At 74.3% G+C, this 20,240-nt stretch carries 21 protein-coding genes; 17 read left to right on the plus strand and 4 right to left on the minus strand.

What is annotated here, in order from left to right:
- Positions 1–5: 5 nt before the first annotated feature.
- The 11 genes from C5N14_RS24120 to C5N14_RS24170 all read left to right on the plus strand — a co-directional run bounded on the left by C5N14_RS24120 (position 6) and on the right by C5N14_RS24170 (position 9,402).
- Positions 6–1,487 carry a 2-hydroxymuconic semialdehyde dehydrogenase gene (locus tag C5N14_RS24120; RefSeq protein WP_117670995.1) on the plus strand — a complete coding sequence of 494 codons (1,482 nt, stop codon included), beginning with the start codon at positions 6–8 and terminating at the stop codon, positions 1,485–1,487.
- Complete coding sequence (locus C5N14_RS24125; RefSeq protein WP_117670910.1) at positions 1,484–2,278, plus strand: 2-keto-4-pentenoate hydratase; 795 nt, start codon at positions 1,484–1,486, stop codon at positions 2,276–2,278. Before C5N14_RS24120 ends, C5N14_RS24125 begins: the two co-directional genes overlap by 4 nt.
- Entirely contained in the window at positions 2,275–3,261 is a 987-nt protein-coding gene (locus tag C5N14_RS24130) for an acetaldehyde dehydrogenase (acetylating) (protein ID WP_117670912.1), read from the plus strand. Before C5N14_RS24125 ends, C5N14_RS24130 begins: the two co-directional genes overlap by 4 nt.
- Positions 3,258–4,331, plus strand: coding sequence for a 4-hydroxy-2-oxovalerate aldolase (dmpG, locus tag C5N14_RS24135; protein WP_117670914.1), 1,074 nt, complete (start codon positions 3,258–3,260; stop codon positions 4,329–4,331). Before C5N14_RS24130 ends, dmpG begins: the two co-directional genes overlap by 4 nt.
- A complete protein-coding gene (locus C5N14_RS24140) occupies positions 4,328–5,101 on the plus strand; it encodes a 2-keto-4-pentenoate hydratase (protein ID WP_117670916.1) in 774 nt (257 codons plus the stop codon). Before dmpG ends, C5N14_RS24140 begins: the two co-directional genes overlap by 4 nt.
- Positions 5,098–5,520: a RidA family protein gene (locus C5N14_RS24145; RefSeq protein WP_117670918.1), complete on the plus strand. Its 423-nt coding sequence runs from the start codon at positions 5,098–5,100 to the stop codon at positions 5,518–5,520. Before C5N14_RS24140 ends, C5N14_RS24145 begins: the two co-directional genes overlap by 4 nt.
- A complete protein-coding gene (locus tag C5N14_RS24150) occupies positions 5,517–6,041 on the plus strand; it encodes a 3-hydroxyanthranilate 3,4-dioxygenase (protein WP_117670920.1) in 525 nt (174 codons plus the stop codon). The genes C5N14_RS24145 and C5N14_RS24150 overlap by 4 nt, the downstream gene beginning before the upstream one ends.
- Entirely contained in the window at positions 6,041–7,138 is a 1,098-nt protein-coding gene (locus tag C5N14_RS24155) for an amidohydrolase family protein (RefSeq protein ID WP_243639990.1), read from the plus strand. Before C5N14_RS24150 ends, C5N14_RS24155 begins: the two co-directional genes overlap by 1 nt.
- 49 nt (positions 7,139–7,187) lie before the next feature.
- Positions 7,188–8,651 carry an amidase gene (locus tag C5N14_RS24160; RefSeq protein WP_117670922.1) on the plus strand — a complete coding sequence of 488 codons (1,464 nt, stop codon included), beginning with the start codon at positions 7,188–7,190 and terminating at the stop codon, positions 8,649–8,651.
- Between the two features lie 72 nt (positions 8,652–8,723).
- Positions 8,724–9,008 carry a hypothetical protein gene (locus C5N14_RS24165; RefSeq protein WP_117670924.1) on the plus strand — a complete coding sequence of 95 codons (285 nt, stop codon included), beginning with the start codon at positions 8,724–8,726 and terminating at the stop codon, positions 9,006–9,008.
- On the plus strand, positions 8,995–9,402 hold the full coding sequence (locus C5N14_RS24170) for a DUF5130 family protein (protein WP_117670926.1): 408 nt from the start codon (positions 8,995–8,997) through the stop codon (positions 9,400–9,402). The genes C5N14_RS24165 and C5N14_RS24170 overlap by 14 nt, the downstream gene beginning before the upstream one ends.
- 134 nt (positions 9,403–9,536) lie before the next feature.
- On the opposite strand, the gene C5N14_RS24175 is transcribed toward C5N14_RS24170, so the two are convergent.
- Positions 9,537–9,947, minus strand: coding sequence for a Uma2 family endonuclease (locus C5N14_RS24175; RefSeq protein WP_117670997.1), 411 nt, complete (start codon positions 9,945–9,947; stop codon positions 9,537–9,539).
- Positions 9,948–10,032: 85 nt separating this feature from the next.
- Positions 10,033–12,582, minus strand: coding sequence for an aminopeptidase N (gene pepN, locus C5N14_RS24180; protein ID WP_117670928.1), 2,550 nt, complete (start codon positions 12,580–12,582; stop codon positions 10,033–10,035).
- A gap of 248 nt (positions 12,583–12,830) precedes the next feature.
- Here pepN and C5N14_RS24185 point away from each other — a divergent pair, with 248 nt between their 5' ends.
- From C5N14_RS24185 to C5N14_RS24200, 4 genes are all read left to right on the plus strand, one after another.
- Complete coding sequence (locus C5N14_RS24185; protein ID WP_371685897.1) at positions 12,831–13,430, plus strand: disulfide bond formation protein DsbA; 600 nt, start codon at positions 12,831–12,833, stop codon at positions 13,428–13,430.
- 183 nt (positions 13,431–13,613) lie between these two features.
- Positions 13,614–13,865: a hypothetical protein gene (locus C5N14_RS24190; RefSeq protein WP_243639992.1), complete on the plus strand. Its 252-nt coding sequence runs from the start codon at positions 13,614–13,616 to the stop codon at positions 13,863–13,865.
- An 11-nt stretch (positions 13,866–13,876) separates the two neighbouring features.
- The gene (locus C5N14_RS24195; protein WP_117670932.1) at positions 13,877–15,076 is read left to right on the plus strand and encodes a DUF1015 family protein; all 1,200 of its coding nucleotides are present in this window, start codon (positions 13,877–13,879) and stop codon (positions 15,074–15,076) included.
- Between the two features lie 121 nt (positions 15,077–15,197).
- Complete coding sequence (locus tag C5N14_RS24200) at positions 15,198–15,665, plus strand: ribose-5-phosphate isomerase (protein WP_117670934.1); 468 nt, start codon at positions 15,198–15,200, stop codon at positions 15,663–15,665.
- A gap of 33 nt (positions 15,666–15,698) precedes the next feature.
- On the opposite strand, the gene C5N14_RS24205 is transcribed toward C5N14_RS24200, so the two are convergent.
- Together C5N14_RS24205 and C5N14_RS24210 are read right to left on the minus strand one after the other, a co-directional pair.
- Positions 15,699–16,022, minus strand: coding sequence for a hypothetical protein (locus tag C5N14_RS24205; protein ID WP_117670936.1), 324 nt, complete (start codon positions 16,020–16,022; stop codon positions 15,699–15,701).
- Positions 16,023–16,094: 72 nt separating this feature from the next.
- A complete protein-coding gene (locus tag C5N14_RS24210) occupies positions 16,095–17,327 on the minus strand; it encodes a GNAT family N-acetyltransferase (protein WP_117670938.1) in 1,233 nt (410 codons plus the stop codon).
- Positions 17,328–17,438: 111 nt separating this feature from the next.
- Here C5N14_RS24210 and C5N14_RS24215 point away from each other — a divergent pair, with 111 nt between their 5' ends.
- Together C5N14_RS24215 and C5N14_RS24220 are read left to right on the plus strand one after the other, a co-directional pair.
- Positions 17,439–17,987, plus strand: coding sequence for a hypothetical protein (locus tag C5N14_RS24215; RefSeq protein WP_117670940.1), 549 nt, complete (start codon positions 17,439–17,441; stop codon positions 17,985–17,987).
- A 271-nt stretch (positions 17,988–18,258) separates the two neighbouring features.
- Positions 18,259–20,139, plus strand: a complete 1,881-nt coding sequence (locus C5N14_RS24220) for a propionyl-CoA synthetase (RefSeq protein WP_117670942.1) — start codon at positions 18,259–18,261, stop codon at positions 20,137–20,139.
- Positions 20,140–20,240: the final 101 nt, after the last annotated feature.

Below are 20,240 nucleotides of genomic sequence, written 5' to 3' on the forward strand. Positions count from 1 at the left end.
GCCTGATGGCCGGGCGGGCGACCCGCGGGCCGGGGCTGCTGCGGCACTTCGTGGGCGGGGAGTTCGTCGCCGCCGGCCGGCGGTTCACCAAGCGGAGTCCCGTGACAGGGGAGCCGGTGTTCGAGGTGGTGGAGGCCGATCGGTCGACGGTGGACGACGCGGTGGCCGCCGCCCGGGCGGCGCTGCGTGGGCCGTGGGGCCGGATGGGTGAGCGGGAGCGCGCCGAGGTGCTGCGTCGGGTCGCCGACGAGTTGGAGCGCCGGTTCGACGACCTGGTGACGGCCGAGGTGGCGGACACGGGTAAGTCGATCTCGCAGGCCCGGACGCTGGACGTTCCGCGTGGGGCGGCGAACTTCCGGGCGTTCGCGGAGATCGTGGCGACGGCGCCGACGGAGTCGTTCACCACGGTCACCCCGTCCGGCGGGCGGGCGTTGAACTACGCGGTGCGAAAGCCGGTGGGTGTGGTCGCGGTGGTGGTGCCGTGGAACCTGCCGCTGCTGTTGCTGACGTGGAAGGTCGCTCCGGCGTTGGCCTGCGGCAACGCGGTGGTGGTCAAGCCGAGTGAGGAGACGCCCGCTTCGGCGACCCTGCTGGCCGAGGTGATGGCGGCGGCTGGGGTGCCGGACGGGGTGTTCAACCTGGTGCACGGGTTCGGCCCGGATTCGGCGGGGGAGTTCCTGACCCGGCACCCGGGGGTGGACGCCATCACCTTCACTGGTGAGTCGTCGACCGGCGGGGCGATCATGCGGGCGGCGGCGGACGGGGTGAAGGCGGTCTCGTTCGAGCTGGGCGGGAAGAACGCCGGCCTGGTCTTCGCCGACGCCGACCTGGACGCGGCGGTCGCGGGTTCGGTGCGGTCGAGCTTCACCAACGGCGGTCAGGTCTGCCTGTGCACGGAACGGATCTACGTGCAGCGCCCGGTGTTCGACGAGTTCGTCGAGCGGTTGGCGAAGGCCGCCGACGGCCTGGCGTACGGGTGGCCGGCGGACGAGGCGACCGTGAACATGCCACTGATCTCCCAACAGCACCGCAGGAAGGTGCTCGGCTACCACGACCTGGCCCGCGCCGAGGGCGCGCAGGTGCTCGCAGGGGGCGGCCGGCCCACGTTCGGCGACGCCCGCGACGGTGGCGCGTACGTGCGGCCGACCGTGCTCACCGGCCTCGGTCCGGATGCCCGGACCAACCGGGAGGAGATCTTCGGGCCGGTGGTGCACGTGGCTCCGTTCGACGTCGAGGAGGAGGCGTACGCGCTGGCCAACGGCTCGGAGTACGGCCTGGCGGCGACGGTGTGGACCCGGGACGTGGGTCGGGCGCACCGGGCGGGGGCACGGCTGGACGCCGGGATCGTCTGGGTCAACACGTGGTTCCTGCGGGACCTGCGCACCCCGTTCGGCGGGGTGAAGGCGTCCGGCATCGGTCGGGAGGGCGGCGTGCACTCCCTGGACTTCTACTCCGAACTCACCAACGTCTGCGTGGACCTGACATGACCGACATCGAGTTGGCCGCCGGCGAGCTGCTCCAGGCACGCGAGTCCGGCAAACCCTGCCCGCCGCTGCGCGGCCGGCTGCTGCCCGAGGGGGACGTCGCCTCGGCGTACCGGGTGCAGCAGCACCAGGTCCGGCGGTGGCTGGACGCCGGGCACCGCCGGACCGGCGCGAAGATCGGCCTGACCTCTCGGGCGGTGCAGGAGAACCTCGGGGTGCACCAGCCCGACTTCGGGGTGCTGCTGGACAGCATGGCGGTGCCCGACGGTGACGAGATCGCGACGGACCGGCTGCTCCAGCCCCGGGTCGAGGCGGAGATCGCCTTCGTGCTCGGTGCGGACCTGCCCGAGGAGCGGGTCACCACCGTCGACGTCATTCGGGCGGTCGACCACCTGCTGCCGGCCATCGAGATCGTCGACTCCCGGGTCGCCGGCTGGGACATCTCCATCGTGGACACCGTCGCCGACAACGCCTCCAGCGGCCTGTTCGTGCTCGGCACCACGCCCCGCCGGCTGGCCGACGTGGACCTGCGGCTGGCCGGCATGGTCCTCGAACACGCCGGGGAACCGGTCTCGGTCGGCGCCGCGGCGGCCTGCATGGGCAACCCGCTGCACGCGGTGGCCTGGCTCGCGCAGACCATGGCCCGATCCGGTGATTCGCTGCGGACCGGGGACGTGGTGCTCTCCGGAGCGCTCGGCCCGATGGTGCCGGTCACTCCCGGCGCCTCGTACGAGGCGCGGATCTCCGGGCTCGGTTCGGTCCGGGCCTGTTTCTCGAAGGGGGACGCGGCATGAGCGTCGGGGTGGCGGTGCTCGGTTCCGGCAACATCGGGACCGACTTGATGATCAAGGTGTTGCGGCGCAGCGGCAGCCCTGACGGGCCGCTGCGGGACTCCGCTTCGCCGCGTTCCGCGCCCTCCCCGGGGAGCCTGCGGATGGTGGCGATGGCCGGTATCGACCCGGACTCCGAGGGGCTGGCCCGGGCCCGCCGGCTCGGCGTGGCGACCACCGCCGAGGGCGTCGACGGCCTGGTGGCGCTGCCCGGGTTCGCGGACGTGGAGTTGGTCTTCGACGCCACGTCGGCCGGCGCGCACCGGCGCCACGACGAGGTGCTGCGCGCCCTCGGCCGGACGGTGGTGGACCTGACCCCGGCGGCGATCGGCCCGTACGTGGTGCCGCCGGTCAACCTGGACGAGCACCTGCACGAACCCAACGTGAACATGGTGACCTGCGGCGGTCAGGCCACCGTGCCGATCGTGGCCGCGGTCGGTCGGGTGACGGCGGTGGCGTACGGCGAGATCGTCGCCTCGATCGCCTCGAAGTCGGCCGGACCGGGCACCCGGGCCAACATCGACGAGTTCACCGAGACGACCGCGCGGGCGATCGAGGTGGTCGGTGGCGCGGGGCGGGGGAAGGCGATCATCGTGCTGAATCCGGCCGACCCGCCGCTGATGATGCGGGACACGGTCTACTGCCTGTGCCCGGACGCCGACGCCGACCGGGATGCGATCGCCGGATCGGTGGCGCAGATGGTGGCGACGGTGCAGGAGTACGTCCCGGGGTACCGGCTCAAGCAGGACGTGCAGTTCGACCCGGTCGACGCGTACGTGCCGGCGCTGGGCCGGCACCTCACCGGGCTCCAGGTGTCGGTGTTCCTGGAGGTGTCCGGGGCCGGGCACCACCTTCCGGCGTACGCCGGGAACCTGGACATCATGACCTCGGCCGCGCTGCGTACCGCCGAGCGGCTGGTCGCCCTGCGCAAGGCGGTGACCGCATGACCGACCTGTACGTGCAGGACGTGACGTTGCGCGACGGCATGCACGCCGTCGCCCACCGGTACACCGTCGACCAGGTGCGCACCATCGCCGCCGCGCTCGACGCGGCCGGGGTGGCCGCGATCGAGGTGGCGCACGGCGACGGGCTGGCCGGGTCCAGCGTCAACTACGGCCACGGCGCGGCCAGCGACGCCGACTGGATCTCCGCCGCCGCCGAGGTGCTGACCAGCGCGCGGCTGACCACCCTGCTGCTGCCCGGGATCGGCACCATCGCCGACCTGAGGGCGGCGAAGGCGCTGGGGGTGACCAGCGTCCGGATCGCCACCCACTGCACCGAGGCCGACATCTCCGCCCAGCACATCTCCTGGGCCCGGGAGAACGGCATGGACGTGTCCGGGTTCCTGATGATGTCGCACATGAACGACCCGGCCGGGCTGGCCGCCCAGGCCAGGCTGATGGAGTCGTACGGCGCGCACTGCGTCTACGTGACCGACTCCGGCGGCCGGTTGCTGATGTCCGACGTGGCCGAGCGGATCGACGCGTACCGGCAGGTCCTCGAACCGGAGACGCAGATCGGCATCCACGCCCACCACAACCTGTCGTTGGGGGTGGCCAACAGCGTGGTCGCCGTCGAGCACGGCCGGATCGCCGGTGCCGCCCCGGCTGGCCCGGACGCCCCGCACGGGCGCACGGTGCGGGTGGACGCGTCCCTGGCCGGGATGGGCGCCGGGGCCGGCAACGCGCCGCTGGAGGTGTTCGTCGCGGTCGCCGAGCTGCACGGCTGGAAGCACGGCTGCGACGTGTTCGCGTTGATGGACGCGGCCGACGAGATCGTCCGGCCGCTCCAGGACCGGCCGGTCCAGGTCGACCGGGAGACGCTCTCCCTCGGGTACGCGGGGGTCTACTCCAGCTTCCTGCGGCACGCCGAGCGTGCCTCGGCGAAGTACGGGGTGGACGTCCGGTCGATCCTGGTGGAGTTGGGCCGGCGGCGGATGGTCGGCGGCCAGGAGGACATGATCGTGGACGTGGCGTTGGACCTCGCGGGCCGGCGTGGGCAGGAGGAGGTCGCGTGATCGGGGTGGACACCGCCGGCGTCGCCGGCCGGCTGGGGACGGCGGCCGACACGGCCACCGCGATACCGCAGCTCGCCGCCGAGATCGGCCTGGACGCCGACGGCGCGTACGCGGTGCAGACCGCGCTCGTGCAGCGCCGGCTGGACCGGGGCGAGCGCCTGGTGGGGCTGAAGATGGGGCTGACCAGCCGGGCGAAGATGGCCCAGGTCGGGGTGGACGAGGTGATCTGGGGCCGGCTCACCGACGTGATGCGGGTCCCCGACGGCGGCGCCGTCGACGTCGCCGACTTCATCCACCCCCGGGTCGAGCCGGAGGTGGCGTTCCTGCTGGACCGGCTGCCCGAGCCGGGCGAGCCGGTCGGCGCGTTCACCGACGCGGTACGCGCGGTGGCCCCGGCGATCGAGCTGATCGACTCCCGGTACGCCGACTTCACCTTCTCCCTGCCCGACGTCATCGCCGACAACGCCTCCGCCGCCGCGTTCACCGTCGGAGCCTGGTCGCCGGTCCCGGACGGGCTGGACAACCTCGGCGTGCTCCTTGAGATCGACGGCCGGGTCGCCCAGGTCGGCTCGACCGCCGCGATCCTCGGCGACCCCCGCCGGACCCTCGACGAGGGGCTCCGCCTCGCCGGCCGGCACGGCGTGCGGCTCCGCTCCGGCTGGGTCTTCCTGGCCGGAGCCGCCACCGCCGCCGTGCCGCTACGCCCCGGCGCCCACGTCCGCGCCGTGGTGGAGAAGCTCGGCACCGCGTCGCTGCGGGCGTCGTCGTGACCGCCCGCGTGGTCGCCGGCAAGGCCGTGCCGCGCGGGGCGTTTCCGCACGTCAAGGTCGCGGGCGGGTTCGTCTTCGTCTCCGGTACGTCGTCCCGGCGGCCGGACAACACCTTCGCCGGCGTGTCGGTGGACGAGTTCGGCACGACCGACCTCGACATCCGGGCGCAGACCCGGGCCGTGATCGGGAACATCCGGGACGTGCTGCGGTCGGTCGGCGCCGACCTGCCCGACCTGGTGCAGGTGACGTCGTACCTGGTCAACATGAACGACTTCGGTGGCTACAACGAGGTGTGGGCGGAGTTCTTCGACGCCACGGGGCCGACCCGGACGACCGTCGCGGTGCACCAGCTTCCGCACCCACACCTGCTCGTCGAGATGCAAGCCGTGGCACTTCTTCCGCCGGGAGGTCAGTCGTGAGTGAGATCGCCGAGCCGTTCAGCTTCCCCGGGTGGGTCGCCGAGAACCAGCACCTGCTGAAGCCGCCGGTGGGCAACCGGGAGATGTTCCCCGGCGGGGACGACTTCATCGTGATGGTGGTGGGCGGGCCGAACCAGCGCACCGACTTCCACGTCGACCCGTACGAGGAGTTCTTCTACCAGGTCAAGGGCAACATGCACATCAACCTGATGACCCCGCAGGGGCCGCGTACGGTGCACGTGCGCGAGGGCCAGATGTGGATGCTGCCGCGCGACACCCCGCACTCGCCGCAGCGTCCCGAGGCCGGCTCGATCGGCGTGGTGGTCGAACGGGTCCGCGAGGAGGGCACGCTGGAGAAGTTCCAGTGGTACTGCCCGGAGTGCGGGCACAAGGTGCACGAGGTGGAGTTGCAGGTCCGCGACATCGCCGCCGACCTGCCCCCGGTGTTCGGCGCGTTCTACGCCGACGAGGCCGCCCGCACCTGCGGCGAGTGCGGCACGCTGCACCCGGGCAAGGGCTGATGGGGGCGTCCGCCGGGCGGCCGGTGGTGGACGTGCACACGCACGTCGTACCGAAGGGGTGGCCGGACCTCGGCGCGGCGTGCGGCGGGTCCGGCTGGCCCTGGCTGCGGGTCGACTCCGAGCGGGCCGCCATGATCATGGTGGGGGAGACGGAGTTCCGGCCGGTCGGCGCGCAGTGCTGGGACGCGCCGACCCGGCTGGCCGACATGGCCGCCGACGGGATCGACGTGCAGGTGGTGTCCCCGACCCCGGTCTTCTTCAGCTACGACCGCCCCGCCGACCAGGCGGTGAAGGTGGCCCGGATCTTCAACGACCTCACCCTGGAGGTCACCGCCGCCGGCGGCGACCGGCTGGTGCCGTTCTGCCAGGTGCCGTTGCAGGACCCGGACGCGGCCTGCGCCGAACTGGACCGCTGTCTCGCGGCCGGGCACGTCGGGGTGGAGATCGGCAACCACGTCGGCGACCGGGACCTCGACGACGCGGGCGTGGTCACCTTCCTCCAGCACTGCGCCGAGGTCGGCGCGCCGGTCTTCGTGCACCCGTGGGACATGCCGGGCGGGCCCCGGCTGGACCGGTGGATGGCCCGCTGGCTGACCGGGATGCCCGCCGAGACGCACCTGTCGGTGCTGGCGCTGATCCTCGGCGGCGTGTTCGACCGGGTGCCGGAGTCGCTGCGGATCTGCTTCGCGCACGGTGGCGGGAGCTTCCCGTTCTGGCTGGGTCGTGCCGACAACGCCTGGCACCGCCGGGGCGACCTGGTCCGGGGCGCGTCCGCCGCGCCGCCCAGCGGGTACGTCGACCGGTTCTGTGTGGACTCGGTGGTGTTCGAACCGGCGGCGCTGCGGCTGCTGGTGGACACCATGGGCGAGGACCGGGTGCTGGTCGGCAGCGACTACCCGTACCCGCTGGGGGAGCGCCCGGCCGGGCGGGTGGTCCGCGAGGCGGACTTCCTCACGGCGCGGCAGCGCGACAAGCTGCTGTCCGCCAACGCCCTGCGCTTCCTCGGCATCGACCGGCGGGTGGCCGCCCGGGAGCTGCCGCCGGTCGGCCGCGACCGGGCCGGCGCGCCCGACGACGACCGGTCCCCGGCGCGCTGACCGGCCGTGTCGGACGGCGCCCGGTGCCCGGACAGGGCAGGATGGCGGGGTGGCTGAGCTGCACGACCTGACCGCGCTGGAGCAGGGCGCCGCGATCGCGCGCGGCGAGCTTTCCAGCCTGGAGCTCGTCGCGCACCACCTCGCCCGGGTCGACGCGCTCGGCGACACCGTCGGCGCGTTCGTCACCGTCACGCCCGAGCTGGCCCGGGACGCGGCGCGGGCCGCCGACGCGGCGCCCGTCGAGGGGCGGGGCCCGCTGCACGGGGTGCCCACGGCGGTCAAGGACCTGACCCTCACCGCCGGGGTGCGTACCACCTTCGGCTCGGCGGCCTTCGCCGACCTGGTGCCCCCGCTCGACGCCGACGTGGTCCGGCTGATGCGCGCCGCCGGGCTGGTCAGCCTCGGTAAGACCACCACCAGCGAGCTGGGCTGCTCGCTGTACTCCGAGGGGCTGGTCGCGCCGCCGGCCCGCAACCCGTGGGACCTGGCGTACACGGCCGGCGGGTCCAGCGGCGGCGCGGCGGCGGCGGTGGCCGCCGGGCTGGTCCCGGTGGCCCAGGGCTCCGACGGCGGCGGCTCCCTGCGCATCCCCGCCTCCCTGTGCGGGCTGGTGGGCTACAAGCCCAGCCGGGGCGCGGTGCCCGGCGGGCCGCTCGGCTTCGGCGCGTTCGGCCTGCCGGTCAACGGGCCGCTGGGGCGCACCGTCGCCGACGTCGCCGCGCTGCTCGACGTCATGGCGGCGCCGGTGCCCGGCGAGCCGTACCTGCCGCCGGCCGCGCCCGACGGCGGCTACCTCGGCGTGGCCCGGCGGGCCGCGCCCGGCCCGCTGCGGATCGGGCGGTTCACCACCCCGATGCTCGCCGACGAGCCGGTGCATCCCGACTGCGTGGCCGCGGTCGACCGGGCCGCCGCGCTGCTCGCCGGGGCCGGCCACGAGGTGGTCGAGGTCCCCGCGCCGTTCGGCCCCGAGGCGTGGCCACTGTTCGAGACCGTCTGGTACGTCCTGGCGCTCACCCCGGTGACGCCGGAGCTGGAGAGTCGACTGCTGCCGCTGACCCGGTTCCTGCGGGCCCGGGGCGCGGCCGTCTCCGCCGGTGCGCTGATGGGCGCCCTCGGCGAGCTACAGGCCCAGGTGCGCCGGGGTGCCCGCCGCACCGCCGGGTGCGACCTGTTGCTCTGCCCGACCCTGGCCGCGCCGCAGGCGCCGGTCGGCTGGTTCACCGCCGACGGCGACCCGGAGCGCGACTTCGACCGGCAGCGGCGGTTCTCGCCGTACTGCGCCGTGTTCAACGTCACGGGCGAACCGTCGGTTTCCCTGCCGCTCGGTCGCACCGCCGGGGGCCTGCCGGTGGGTGTCCTGCTCACCGGCCGGTACGGTGCCGACGCCACTCTGATCGAGGCCGCCGCGCAGCTTGAGCACGCCAGTGACGGGTGGGATCGCCACCCCGCAATCTGGCTGGCCGTCGACTCCGCTAACGTGAATACGAGCGGAGTCGGGCGGTCGGTGTCATGATCGTCCACCCGACCCGGAATTCCTGGTCTCTCTTTCCGCCTGGGGGCGTTGGGATTGTCTGTTACCGAGACGTTGCTGATCTTCGTCGGCATCCCGGCGGCCGTGGTGCTGGTGATCACCGCGCTGGCGTTCGCCGGCGGCCCGGGCAGGGGCGGCGCCGTCCGGCGCTACCGGCCGGGCCGGCCCTTCGACTTCACTCCGGTCTGGTTCCTGGGCCGTCCGGAGCAGCTGGCCGACTCGGCCGGCGCCGTGCTGACCGCGGGCGCGCAGGCGCCGGCGCTGACCAGCCACAAGCTTGAGAAAGCCGGCATCGAGGCGCCGGCCGGGGGAACCGGAGGCGCAAGTGACCGTTGGTGAGATGCAGGCCGGCACGGGAACACCACCCGAGGTGCTCGACGGGCCCTTCTCGACCCGTCAGCTGCTGCGCATCGACGAGGCGCTCCGCCTGGCCGACCAGGGGACCGGGCTGGTCTTCTCGGTCTACGTCGGCGGCCTCGACGAGCCGATCCGCGAGCACGCCCAGCGGCTGCACGGGCAGCTCGCCGACCCCGACCGGTCGGTCCTGATCGCGGTGTCGCCCAACCAGCGCCAGCTGGAGGTCGTCACCGGCCGGCACGCCCGCAAGCGCATCCCCGACACGTACGCCAAGCTGGCCGCGCTCTCCATGGTGGCGGCCTTCGGCGGCGGCGACCTGGCCGGCGGCATCATCAACGGCCTCGACCAGCTCGCCAGCCACGCCGGCAAGGGCTGAGCCGCCGGCCGGGGGCTGAGCGGCAGGGCCGACGCCTGCGCCGCAGGAGCCTGCCCGCACGACGACGACACCCGGTCCGCGACTGGCGGCCCGGGTGTCGGTGCGTTCGGGGGCGGGTCGACCGGAGGGCGCGCTCAGCGCGGCCAGGCGCTCGGGTCGAGCGTCATCGGCCAAGGCTTCGTGAACCGGTCGTGCCGTCGGCTGCTGGGCGACTCCACCTCGACGACGAGCGCCACGTCGGACGGCTCGATCCACATGCCGTCCGCCGGAGCGCCCGGCTTCAACACCGTCAGGTCTGGGATCAGGTTGCTGCCCGGCGCCCTGAGCCCGGCTTCACGGATCACCCGCCACCCCTTCGGGGCCGCGGCGCGCAGTGTCAGCCGGATCTCGTCCGCCAGCTCGTGGTGGGCGTAACCAGCCGGTGGCGTCACGTGCAGGCTCCCGTCGATGATCTCGTAGCGGTTCCCGTCCTCGGGTAGGTCGAACAGGTCCTGCTCGCGCCAACCCCGCTCCGGTGGGTGCCACTCGTACGTCGGCTGTGCCATCACGTCCACCTCCCTGCCCAACCATAACGACCGGGGCCGGCGGGACGGTTCGCCCACGCCGGCCCCGGGCCGGGTAACACTCGCCTCAGGCGCTGTGGGCGTCCCTGGCGCGGGCCCGCAGCGCGCGGACGACGGCGTCGCGGCCCTCGGCGACCAGCCGGCGCAGCGGCGCCGGCTGCCCGCCGGCGGCCAGCCACGCGTCGGTGGCGGCGACGGTCTCCTCGGAGACCTGCTGGTCCGGGTACGCCAGCTGGACGAACTCCTGCGCCGGCTCGCTGTCCCGCTGCGCCCAGATCTGGTCCACCACGGCGAAGTACTTCTCCCCGTACGGGGCGACCAGCTCCGCCTGCACGGACGGGGCGAAGCCCTGCAACAGCGCCCGGTTGCGCCAGTTCGACAGCGCGTCCGGACCGGTGAGCTGGGCCCAGACGGCGGCCTTGTTCTCCTCCGTCGGCACCAGCGCGTGCGCGTACGCGGCCTCCCGCTCGCCGCTGGCGGTGCGGTCGCCGGCCAGCTCGGCCTCGATCTCCTCGGGGCCGGCGGCCCCGTTCGCCACGAGCTGCTGGAGGATCGTCCAGCGCAGCTCGGTGTCGACGGTCAGCCCGGCCGGCACGTCGGTGCCGGACAGCCAGCCCCGCAGCGTCGCCAGGCCCTCGTCGGAGCGGGCCGCCGAGGTGACGGCGCGGGCCCAGGCGAGCTGGAACCCGCTGCCCGGCTCGGCGGCGGCCAGCGTGGCCCTCGCCGTCCGGTACAGCTCGGCCCAGCCGGTCGGCGCCCAGGCCGGGTCGGCGTAGTAGACCAGCGTGGTGGTGGCCTGGCGGAGGGTGGCGGTGACCAGGTTGATGTCGGTCTCCGCGGGCAGCCCGGCCAGCACCAGCGACACGTAGTCGCGGGCCGACAGCTCGGCGTCGCGGACCATGTCCCACGCGGCCGTCCAGCACAGGGCGCGCGACAGCGACGACTCGAAGCCGGCGATGTGCTGCACCACCGTGGCCATCGACCGCTCGTCCAGGCGCAGCTTCGTGTACGTCAGGTCGTCGTCGTTGAGCAGCAGCACGTCGGCCGCCCGCACGCCGTGCAGGTCGGTCAGCTCGGTCAGCTCGCCGGTCACGTCGACCTCGATCCGCTCCCGGCGGACCAGCCGGCCGTCGGTCAGGTCGTACAGGCCCACGCCGATGCGGTGGGTGCGCAGGGTCGGGTGCCCGGCTGGCGCCTCCTGCCGCACCACCACCCGCTGGTAGCCGCCGTCGGCGGCGATCGTCACCTCGGGGCGCAGGGTGTTGACCTGGGCGGTCTCCAGCCACTGGGCGGCGAACTTGCGCAGCTCCCGGCCGGAGGCCGTCTCCAGCTCCGACAGCAGGTCGTCGAAGGTGGCGTTGCCCCAGGCGTGCTTGCCGAAGTAGGCCCGCAGCCCGGCCAGGAACGGCTCCTCGCCGACGTACGCGACGAGCTGCTTGAGCACGCTCGCGCCCTTGGCGTACGTGATGCCGTCGAAGTTGACCTCGACCGCCTCCAGGTCCGGCATCTCGCAGTACACCGGGTGGGTGGAGGAGAGCTGGTCCTGCCGGTAGCCCCAGTTCTTCCGGATGGACAGGAAGGTCGTCCAGGCGTCGGAGAACCGGGTGGCGTTGGCGTTGCACCAGTGGCTGGCCCACTCGGCGAACGACTCGTTCAGCCACAGGTCGTTCCACCAGCGCATGGTGACCAGGTCACCGAACCACATGTGGGCCAGCTCGTGCAGGATCGTGTTGGCCCGCTGCTCGTACTCGAAGTCGGTGACCTGGGAGCGGAAGATGTAGTGCGACTCGGCGTGGGTGACGCAGCCGAAGTTCTCCATCGCGCCGGCGTTGAAGTCCGGCACCCAGAGCTGGTCGTACTTGGGCAGCGGGTAGCGCACCCCGAACTGCTGGTGGAAGAAGTCGAAGCCCTGCTTGGTGATCAGGAACAGGTCGTCCGAGTCGAGGTACTGCGCCATCGAGGCCCGGCAGTAGACGCCCAGGTCGATGCCGTCGTGGCTGTCCCGCACCTCGTGGTACGGGCCGGCGCAGAGCGCGGTGATGTAGGTGCTCATCCGCGCCGAGGGGACGAAGTGGACGGTCTTGAACCCCTCGCCGGCCGGCTCCTCGCGCTCGACCGGCATGTTGGACACCACCCGCCAGTGCTCCGCGACGGTGGCGTGCCAGGTGTAGACGCTCTTCAGGTCGGGCTGGTCGAAGCAGGCGAAGACCTTCTGGGCGTCCGCCGTCTCGAACTGGCTGTAGAGGTAGGTCTCCCCGTCGACCGGGTCGACCGTGCGGTGCAGCCCCTGCCCGCTGTTCGAGTACGCGAAGTCGGCGTCGACCACGAGGATGTTCTCCGCGGCCAGCCCGGTCAGCGTCAGCCCGCGGTCCGCCGACCAGCCGGAGATGTCGACCGGGACGCCGTTGAGCGTCGCCGAGCGCACCGACTCGGCGGCGGCCTCGATGAAGGTGGACGTGCCCGGTTCGGCGCAGCGGAACCGGACCTCGGTCACCGACCGGAAGGTCCGGGCGTCGGCGGCCTGGACGGCGGTCGACAGGTCCAGACTGATGTCGTACCCGGCGATCTCGAGCAGGCGAGCCCGCTCGGTGGCCTCGACCTGGGTCAGGTTGCGCACTCCCGGCACTGTTCGTCTCCATCCCACTCTCGCCCTGCGCCGCCGCGGCGCCAGCCCACCGTCCGCTCGTGACGGCCGGTCGGATCCGAGTCTTCCACGGGCGGGCCCCTCTCGGTGGCCGAGGTCACGCTCTCATTCCGGTACCGGTCGATGCCGGGTGGGGTGGAGGATCGGGGGACGAGGTGCCGGCTTCCCGGCCCTCCCGTCGCGAAGGGAACCGCACCGTGACCGACCGTGCCACCGTCGACATGTGGTTCGACCCGATCTGTCCGTGGGCGTGGATCACCTCCCGTTGGCTGCTGGAGGTGGAGCAGGTCCGCGACGTGACCATCCGCTTCCACGTGATGAGCCTGACGGTGCTCAACGAGGGGCGTGACCTGCCCGAGGAGTACCAGGAACTGATGCGGACCGGCTGGGGCCCGGTGCGGGTCTGCGTCGCGGCCGAGCAGAAGTACGGCCAGGACGCCGTCCGCACGTTGTACACCGCGCTGGGCACCCGGATCCACCTCGGCAAGGAGAACCTGGGCCCGGAACTGTACGCGGCGGCGCTCACCGACGCCGGGCTGGACCCGGAACTGGCCGCCGCCGCCGAGAGCACCGCGTACGACGAGGCCCTGCGGGCCAGCCACGAGGCCGGCATGCGGCCGGTCGGCACCGACGTGGGCACCCCGGTCGTCCACGCCCCCGGCCCGGACGGCACGCCGGTGGCCTTCTTCGGCCCGGTGGTCACCCCGCGCCCGAGGGGGGAGGCCGCCGGCCGGCTCTGGGACGGCGTGCTGCTCGTCGCCGGCACGCCCGGCTTCTACGAGCTGAAGCGCTCCCGCGAGATCGGCCCCACCTTCGACTGAGGGTGGGGAAGGGCCCGCGTCACGCCTGCGACGGACCGGGTTCCCTGCCCGCCGCGCCGCCGGGACCCACGCGGGCCCCGGCGGCGCGCCGTGGGGGCGTCACCGGGCGGCGCGGGAGTCGTTCCACCGGATGTCCCGCCTACGGCCCGCGGGGCCGCACCCGGCAGCTCGTGGAGGCATCCGATGGGTAAGCACCGCCGTACGTCCGACGAGGCGACCGGGGATCCCGGTGCGACGTACTGGTCCGTGGCGGACGCCGGCTGGCCGGCGGTCCGGCCGACGCTGCCGGCCGAGATGGTCGACCTGCTGGCGCCGCCGATCGTGGTCGGCGTCGCCCGGGTGGTGGCCACCTCCCGGGCGACCCCGCCGGGTGCCGCCTTTCAACTGGTGGACCGGGTACGGGGCCCGCTGCGCGGGGTCACCGGGCGGCGGTAGCGTCAGCGGACATGACGGTCGTACATCCGATCGCCCGGGCCTGGATCACCACTGGCGGCACCGGCGCGCAGAACTACGACGAGTTCGCCGACGACGCGGAGATCACCGCGATCATCGGGGCGAACCCGCACAGTGCCCTCGGCATCGAGATGCCGCACCGGGCGCCGGAGAGCCTCGGGAAGTCCTTCCTCGACGCGCTTCCCGACGCCGTGGCCCGTCTCGCCGAGGCCAAGGCCGACGGCAGCTACACCCCGGCCGAGCAGGTGGTGGTCCTCTACCGGATCAGCGCGCCGGGGGAGGAGACCGCGTACGGGCTGTTCGCCATGGTCGACACCGACCAGATCTCCACCAGCGCCGACGAGCCGGGCCTGGTCATCCGCAACGAGGACGTCTTCATCGCGAAGGTCCGCGAGCGGGTCGCCCTCGCCGGGGCGCTCGGCCACCTGCTCTCGCCCGTGCTGCTGCTCCAGACCGGCCGGGGTGACGAACTGCACGCCGCGCTCGCCGCGGCGACCGAGTCGGCCGGGGCGCCCGCCGCGACCGACACCGACCAGGCCGGGCGCACGCACGCCGTCTGGCTGCTCGGCCCCGGCCCGGAGCAGGACGCGCTGACCGCGCTGGCCGGCGGCGGCGAGCTGGTGGTCGCCGACGGCAACCACCGCAGCCTCGCCGCCCAGACCGGTGGCCTGCCCCGCTTCCTGGCCGTGGTGACCACCCCCGCCTCGGTCGCCATCCAGCCGTACAACCGGCTGGTCAGCGAGTTGACCGTCACCCCGGCGGAGCTGGTCGACCGGCTCCGCGCCGCGGGCGCCGAGGTCACCGAGGTCGACGGCCCGGTCGAGGTCCCGACGACCGGCGGCACCGTCGCGCTCCGGCTCCCCGGCCAGGGGTACGTGGTACGCCTGCCGCACGTCGACGGCGGCCGGCTGGAGAACCTCGACCACGCGCTGGTCGAGCGGGTGCTGCTGCGCGACGCGCTCGGCCTCGACCCGGGCGACAAGCGGATCACCTATGTCGGCGGGGACTACCCGGCGAGCTGGCTGACCGGCGAGGTCGAGGCGGGCCGGGCCGAGCTGGCGGTGCTGATCGCCCCGGTGACCGTGGACGACTTCGTCGCGGTCAACCTGGCCCGGGAGAAGATGCCGCGCAAGAGCACCTGGTTCACCCCGAAGGCCCGCGGCGGCCTGGTGGTGGCCGAACTGTCCCGCTGAGCGGCCCGACGCGCCGGCCCGACGCGCCGGGCACCCGCGTGACCTGCATTCCTGTGACGAATCCGGCTCCGCGCCGCCGCCGGCTCGGCGGCGCGGACGGCGGCCTGACAGACTGCGCGGTATGCGCGTCTACCTGGGATCCGACCACGCCGGTTTCGAGCTGAAGGTGCACCTGGCCAGCCACCTCGCCAAGCAGGGGTACGAGGTGGCCGACGTCGGCCCGCACGCCTTCGACCCGGACGACGACTACCCGGCGTTCTGCCTGCACACCGGGGCCCGGGTGGTGGCCGACCCCGGCAGCCTCGGCGTGGTCATCGGCGGCTCCGGCAACGGCGAGCAGATCGCCGCCAACAAGGTCGCGGGGGTCCGGGCGGCGCTGGCCTGGAGCATCGACACCGCCCAGCTCGGCCGGGAGCACAACGACGCCAACGTGGTGGCCGTCGGCGCCCGCCAGCACACCCTGGACGAGGCCACCGCCATCGTCGAGGCGTTCCTGACCACCTCGTTCTCCGGCAACCCCCGGCACGCCCGCCGGATCGACCAGGTCACCGCGTACGAGCAGAGCCGGGAACTGCCCGAGCTGCCCTGAGCCGGCGCGCCGGGGGTCGGCGGGCCGGCCGGGTCAGCGGCCGGAGCGGGGCAGGTCCTCGCGGGGCACCCAGTTGCGCCGGACGACGACCACCCGGGCCTCCGCCTCGGCCAGGTCCTCCTCGGTCGGGCGGGCCGCGTCCCGGGCCCGCAGCGCCGCCAGGGGCCCCACCTGGGAGGAGCCGGGGCCGACCAGGCTGCGCAGGCCCCGCTCGCCGTCGCGCTCCTCGCCCGCCGGACCGCTCCGGCGGCGGGGCGGCGGCTCGGCCACGTCCTGCACCCCGGCCGTGGCCACCGTGGGCACCTCGGCGTCGGGGTGGTGCCTCAGCCGGCGTCGCCGTCGATCCGCGTCACCCATCAGCCGACCGTACCGCCCGCCCCGCCGCCGCGCCCGCCCGGTTACGGATGCCGGCCGGCGGGGCGGGGGCGCTCAGAAGACGCCCATCCCCGCCGGGGCCCGGTGCCAGGCGAAGGCGGGACCGGCGGCGGCCAGCGCGCCGGGGCGCCGCTCGTGGACCCGCCCGGCGTCGGCCAGCGCCGCCAGCCCCGTCCCGCCCAGGTACAGCTCACCGAGCGCCCGCACGTCGCAGGCCAGGTCGGCCGGCCGGTCGGTGCGTCCGCACCGGGCGTCGTCCGGCCCGCCGGTCAGCCGCCAGCGCCCCGAGTTCTCCGGCAGCAACTCGTCGGTGACCTCGACGACGACGTCCACGTCGACGGCGTACCGGCGGGCGGCCAGCGCGGCCGGCACGTCCACCACCCGCACCCAGAGCGCGTCGGAGAGCCGGGCCACCAGCCGGCGCGGCTCGTCGACCAGGCGCAGCAGCGGATCGTCCACCGGCCCCCGGTAGGAGAGCCGGCGGGTCAGGTCGAGCGAGAGCAACAGCCGCCACAGCGCCAGCCGGGCCGCCGGGTCCGCGGCCACCAGCTCCTCGACGATCGTCACGCCGCGCGGGCCGGCGGCGTCGGAGTCCCGGCGCGAGCGCCACAACGCGTACCCGTCGACCTCGCCGTCCGGGCCCTCGTGCAGCACCACCCGGCGCTCGGTCGCGCCGGCGCGCTCGTCGGCCGGGTCAGCCAGCACGTACCGCCACCACCGGTCGTCCCGGTCGGACCAGCCGGGGCGCTCGGCGCGCAGCCGGTCGTACAGCCGGGCCAGGTCGGCCCGCCGCGCCACGGGCCGGTCCAGGCACAGCCGGCCCTCGGCGGCGGTCGGGGCGGGCAGCCGCAACTCGGTGGTGGCGCACTCGACGGCGTACTCCTGTGCGGCGAGGCCGTAGCCGAACCGGGGGTAGATCCGGCCCTCGCTGGCCCAGAGCACGGCCACCGGCTCCCGGCCGGCGTCCCGGACGTCGCGCAACTGCCGGCGCACGAGCCGGGTGAGCAGGCCGCGGCGGCGGTGCGTCGGCAGCACCCCGACCATGGTCACGTGGGCGGCCGGCAGCGTGGCGCCCGGCACGGTCAGCTCCCGGGTGAACGCCGAGACGTGCGCCACGAGATCCGCGCCGTCCCGGATCAGCAGGCTCCGGTCCGGCTCCCAGATGCCCCGTTCGGCCTCGCGGGTCTCCTCGCCGAAGGTGGTGTGGAACGTGATCTCGATCATTCGGGCCATGTCGTCGAAGTCGTCGGGCCGGCCGACCCGGATCGGCGGCGGAGGATTCGTCATCGCCCGTGTCTACCGGACGCGACACGGGCGGGGCGACCGATTTGCCGGCTCGTTACCCTCGGAGATGGGGACCGGCCGGTGCCGGCGCCGACGTCATGGGGAGGACACGAGATGGCAGACCAGACACAGCCGTGGGCGGAGCGGACCGTCGAGGTGTCGCCGCAACCGGGTGTCGGGGTGCCGCCGCAGCGCGACGCCTTCCGCCGGGGAGTGGCCTCCGTGGGGCAGCCGCGCACCCCGCGTACCGAGCAGTTCCCCACCGTCGACCAGGGCGGGCACGACGGGCTCTGGTCCGGCGACGTGCCGGCGCCGCGCCGTCCGCTGAGCTGGCACCTGGCCCGGTTGCGGGTCGGCGGGGAGTGGAGCGCCGCCGGGGGCCTCTTCGCCTTCGTCTGCTGGGGCATCTGGGCCATCTCGGGGCGGGGGGACCTCGGCGCGCCGCTGCTCACCTTCGTGCTGAGCCTGCTGGTGGCGGCCGGCCTGTTCGGGCTGTCCCGGCTGCTCGGCCGGGTGATCTGGGAGCGGCAGCTCGGGCGGGTCCGGCGCAGCGCGCGGGGCGCCCACATCGTGACGGCGATCTTCCTGGTGGGCCTGGGGGTCGCCTACCTCCAGCAGACCGAGTGGGTAATGTCCGCCTGGAACTGGGTCACCGGCAACTGACCCCGGTCGGGCCGGGACCGCACCGGTGCGACGGTGATGCGCCCGGGCGGGGCGGCTCGCCGTCCCGCCCGGGCGTCGGAGTCGCGGTCCGCCGCGACGCCGGCCGTTCCTCACCAGGCGGCTCTGCTTACCCGCCCCGCGGACCTTCATCCGTGGCGGACGCGGGCGTTCGCCAGTCCGGCCCACCGTTCGGCGACCCGGCAGGTGCGTCCGGCGCACCGGAGCGGTCCGGCCGTTCTGCCCGCCGGGCAACACGACGCACCATGGCGGGATGGGCGCGTATCGAGCAGCGTACGAGCGGAGCATCGCCGACCCGACCGCCTTCTGGCGGGACGCGGCGGCGGACATCGACTGGCACCGGCCGCCGGAACGGATCCTCGACGACGGCCGGGCCCCGCTGTACCGCTGGTTCCCCGACGGGGAGCTGAACACCTGCCACAACGCCCTGGACCGGCACGTGGCGGCGGGCCGCGGCGACCAGGCCGCGTTGATCCACGACAGCCCGGTCACCGGCACGACCCGCACGTACACGTACGCCGAGCTGCGCGACGCGACCGCCCGGTTCGCCGGGGCCCTGCGCCGGCTCGGGGTCGGCCGGGGCGACCGGGTGCTGCTCTACCTGGCGATGGTCCCCGAGGCGGTGGTCGCCATGCTGGCCTGCGCCCGGATCGGCGCGGTGCACTCCGTGGTGTTCGGCGGCTTCGCCGCCCACGAGCTGGCGGTCCGCGTCGACGACGCCCGGCCGAAGGTGGTGGTGGCCACCTCGTGCGGGATCGAGGCGGACCGGGTCGTGCCCTACCACCCGATCCTCGACGCGGCGCTGGCGGAGGCCGAGCACGCCCCGGAGCGCTGCGTCATCGTGCAGCGCCCCCAGCACCCCGCGCCGCTCACCCCCGGCCGGGACCTGACCTGGGACGAGGCCCTCGACGGCGCCGAGCCGGCCGACTGCGTCCCGGTCGCCGCCACCGACCCGCTGTACGTCCTCTACACCTCCGGCACGACGGGCCGGCCGAAGGGCGTGGTCCGGGACAACGGCGGCCACGCGGTGGCGCTGCGTTGGTCGATGACCAACGTCTTCGGCATCGGGCCCGGCGACGTGTTCTGGGCCGCCTCCGACGTCGGCTGGGTGGTCGGCCACTCCTACATCGTGTACGGCCCGCTGCTCACCGGGGCGACGACGGTGCTCTACGAGGGCAAGCCGGTCGGCACCCCGGACGCGGGCGCGTTCTGGCGGGTCGTGTCGCAGCACCGGGTCGCCGCCCTGTTCACCGCCCCCACCGCCATCCGGGCGATCCGCCGGCAGGACCCGGACGGCACCCGGATCGGCCGGTACGACCTGTCCAGCCTCCGGACGCTGTTCCTGGCCGGCGAGCGCCTCGACCCGGACACCTTCGCCTGGGCCGGTGCCCGGCTGGGCGTGCCCGTGGTGGACAACTGGTGGCAGACCGAGACCGGCTGGCCGGTGGCGGCGAACCCGCGCGGGCTGGAGCCGCTGCCGATCAAGGCCGGCTCGCCGTCGGTGCCCGTCCCCGGGTACGACGTGCGGGTGGTCGACCCGCGGGGCGCGCAGGTGCCGGCGGGCGTCGACGGCTCGATCGTGATCAGGTTGCCGCTGCCCCCGGGCTGCCTGCCCACCCTCTGGGGCGACGACGAGCGCTACGTCCGGTCCTACCTGAGCACCTTCCCCGGCCACTACCTGACCGGCGACGGCGGCCGGTTCGACGACGACGGCTACCTGTACGTGATGGGCCGCACCGACGACGTGATCAACGTGGCCGGGCACCGGCTCTCCACCGGGGCGATGGAGGAGGTGCTGGCCGGCCACCCGGCGGTGGCCGAGTGCGCCGTCATCGGCGTGTCGGACCAGCTCAAGGGCCAGGTGCCCAGCGGCTACGTGGTGCTCAAGGCGGGCGTCGAGGTGGAGCCGGCCGCCCTCGCCGCCGAACTGGTCGCCCGGGTTCGGGAGCGGATCGGCCCGGTCGCCGCGTTCCGCCGGGTCACCGTCGTGCCGGCCCTGCCGAAGACCCGGTCCGGCAAGATCCTGCGGCGGACGATGCGCGGGCTGGTGGAGGGGCGCGACGAGCCGGTCCCGGCCACCATCGACGACCCCGCGACACTCGGCGTCTTCCGGGACCTGGCCGCCGCCGACTGACGTCCGCCCGGCCCCGACCGCACCGCACCGACGGTCGGGGCCGGGCGGCGCTCGCCGGCCGTGGCGGCTGGGGCAGGGTGTCCGGACCGGTCGGGCGAGAA

The sequence above is a fragment of the Micromonospora sp. MW-13 genome (assembly GCF_003434305.1).
Lineage (GTDB): Bacteria > Actinomycetota > Actinomycetes > Mycobacteriales > Micromonosporaceae > Micromonospora.

Excerpts from the sequence above, each read along its gene's own strand:
- C5N14_RS24175 (WP_117670997.1), bottom strand. The coding sequence starts at position 9,947 with ATGGCACAGCCGACGTACGAGTGGCACCCACCGGAGCGGGGTTGGCGC.
- C5N14_RS24210 (WP_117670938.1), bottom strand. The coding sequence starts at position 17,327 with ATGACGAATCCTCCGCCGCCGATCCGGGTCGGCCGGCCCGACGACTTC.
- C5N14_RS24200 (WP_117670934.1), top strand. The coding sequence starts at position 15,198 with ATGCGCGTCTACCTGGGATCCGACCACGCCGGTTTCGAGCTGAAGGTG.
- dmpG (WP_117670914.1), top strand. The coding sequence starts at position 3,258 with ATGACCGACCTGTACGTGCAGGACGTGACGTTGCGCGACGGCATGCAC.
- C5N14_RS24130 (WP_117670912.1), top strand. The coding sequence starts at position 2,275 with ATGAGCGTCGGGGTGGCGGTGCTCGGTTCCGGCAACATCGGGACCGAC.
- C5N14_RS24190 (WP_243639992.1), top strand. The coding sequence starts at position 13,614 with ATGGGTAAGCACCGCCGTACGTCCGACGAGGCGACCGGGGATCCCGGT.
- C5N14_RS24220 (WP_117670942.1), top strand. The coding sequence starts at position 18,259 with ATGGGCGCGTATCGAGCAGCGTACGAGCGGAGCATCGCCGACCCGACC.
- C5N14_RS24155 (WP_243639990.1), top strand. The coding sequence starts at position 6,041 with ATGGGGGCGTCCGCCGGGCGGCCGGTGGTGGACGTGCACACGCACGTC.
- C5N14_RS24125 (WP_117670910.1), top strand. The coding sequence starts at position 1,484 with ATGACCGACATCGAGTTGGCCGCCGGCGAGCTGCTCCAGGCACGCGAG.
- C5N14_RS24205 (WP_117670936.1), bottom strand. The coding sequence starts at position 16,022 with ATGGGTGACGCGGATCGACGGCGACGCCGGCTGAGGCACCACCCCGAC.
- C5N14_RS24195 (WP_117670932.1), top strand. The coding sequence starts at position 13,877 with ATGACGGTCGTACATCCGATCGCCCGGGCCTGGATCACCACTGGCGGC.
- C5N14_RS24185 (WP_371685897.1), top strand. The coding sequence starts at position 12,831 with ATGTGGTTCGACCCGATCTGTCCGTGGGCGTGGATCACCTCCCGTTGG.
- C5N14_RS24120 (WP_117670995.1), top strand. The coding sequence starts at position 6 with ATGGCCGGGCGGGCGACCCGCGGGCCGGGGCTGCTGCGGCACTTCGTG.
- C5N14_RS24215 (WP_117670940.1), top strand. The coding sequence starts at position 17,439 with ATGGCAGACCAGACACAGCCGTGGGCGGAGCGGACCGTCGAGGTGTCG.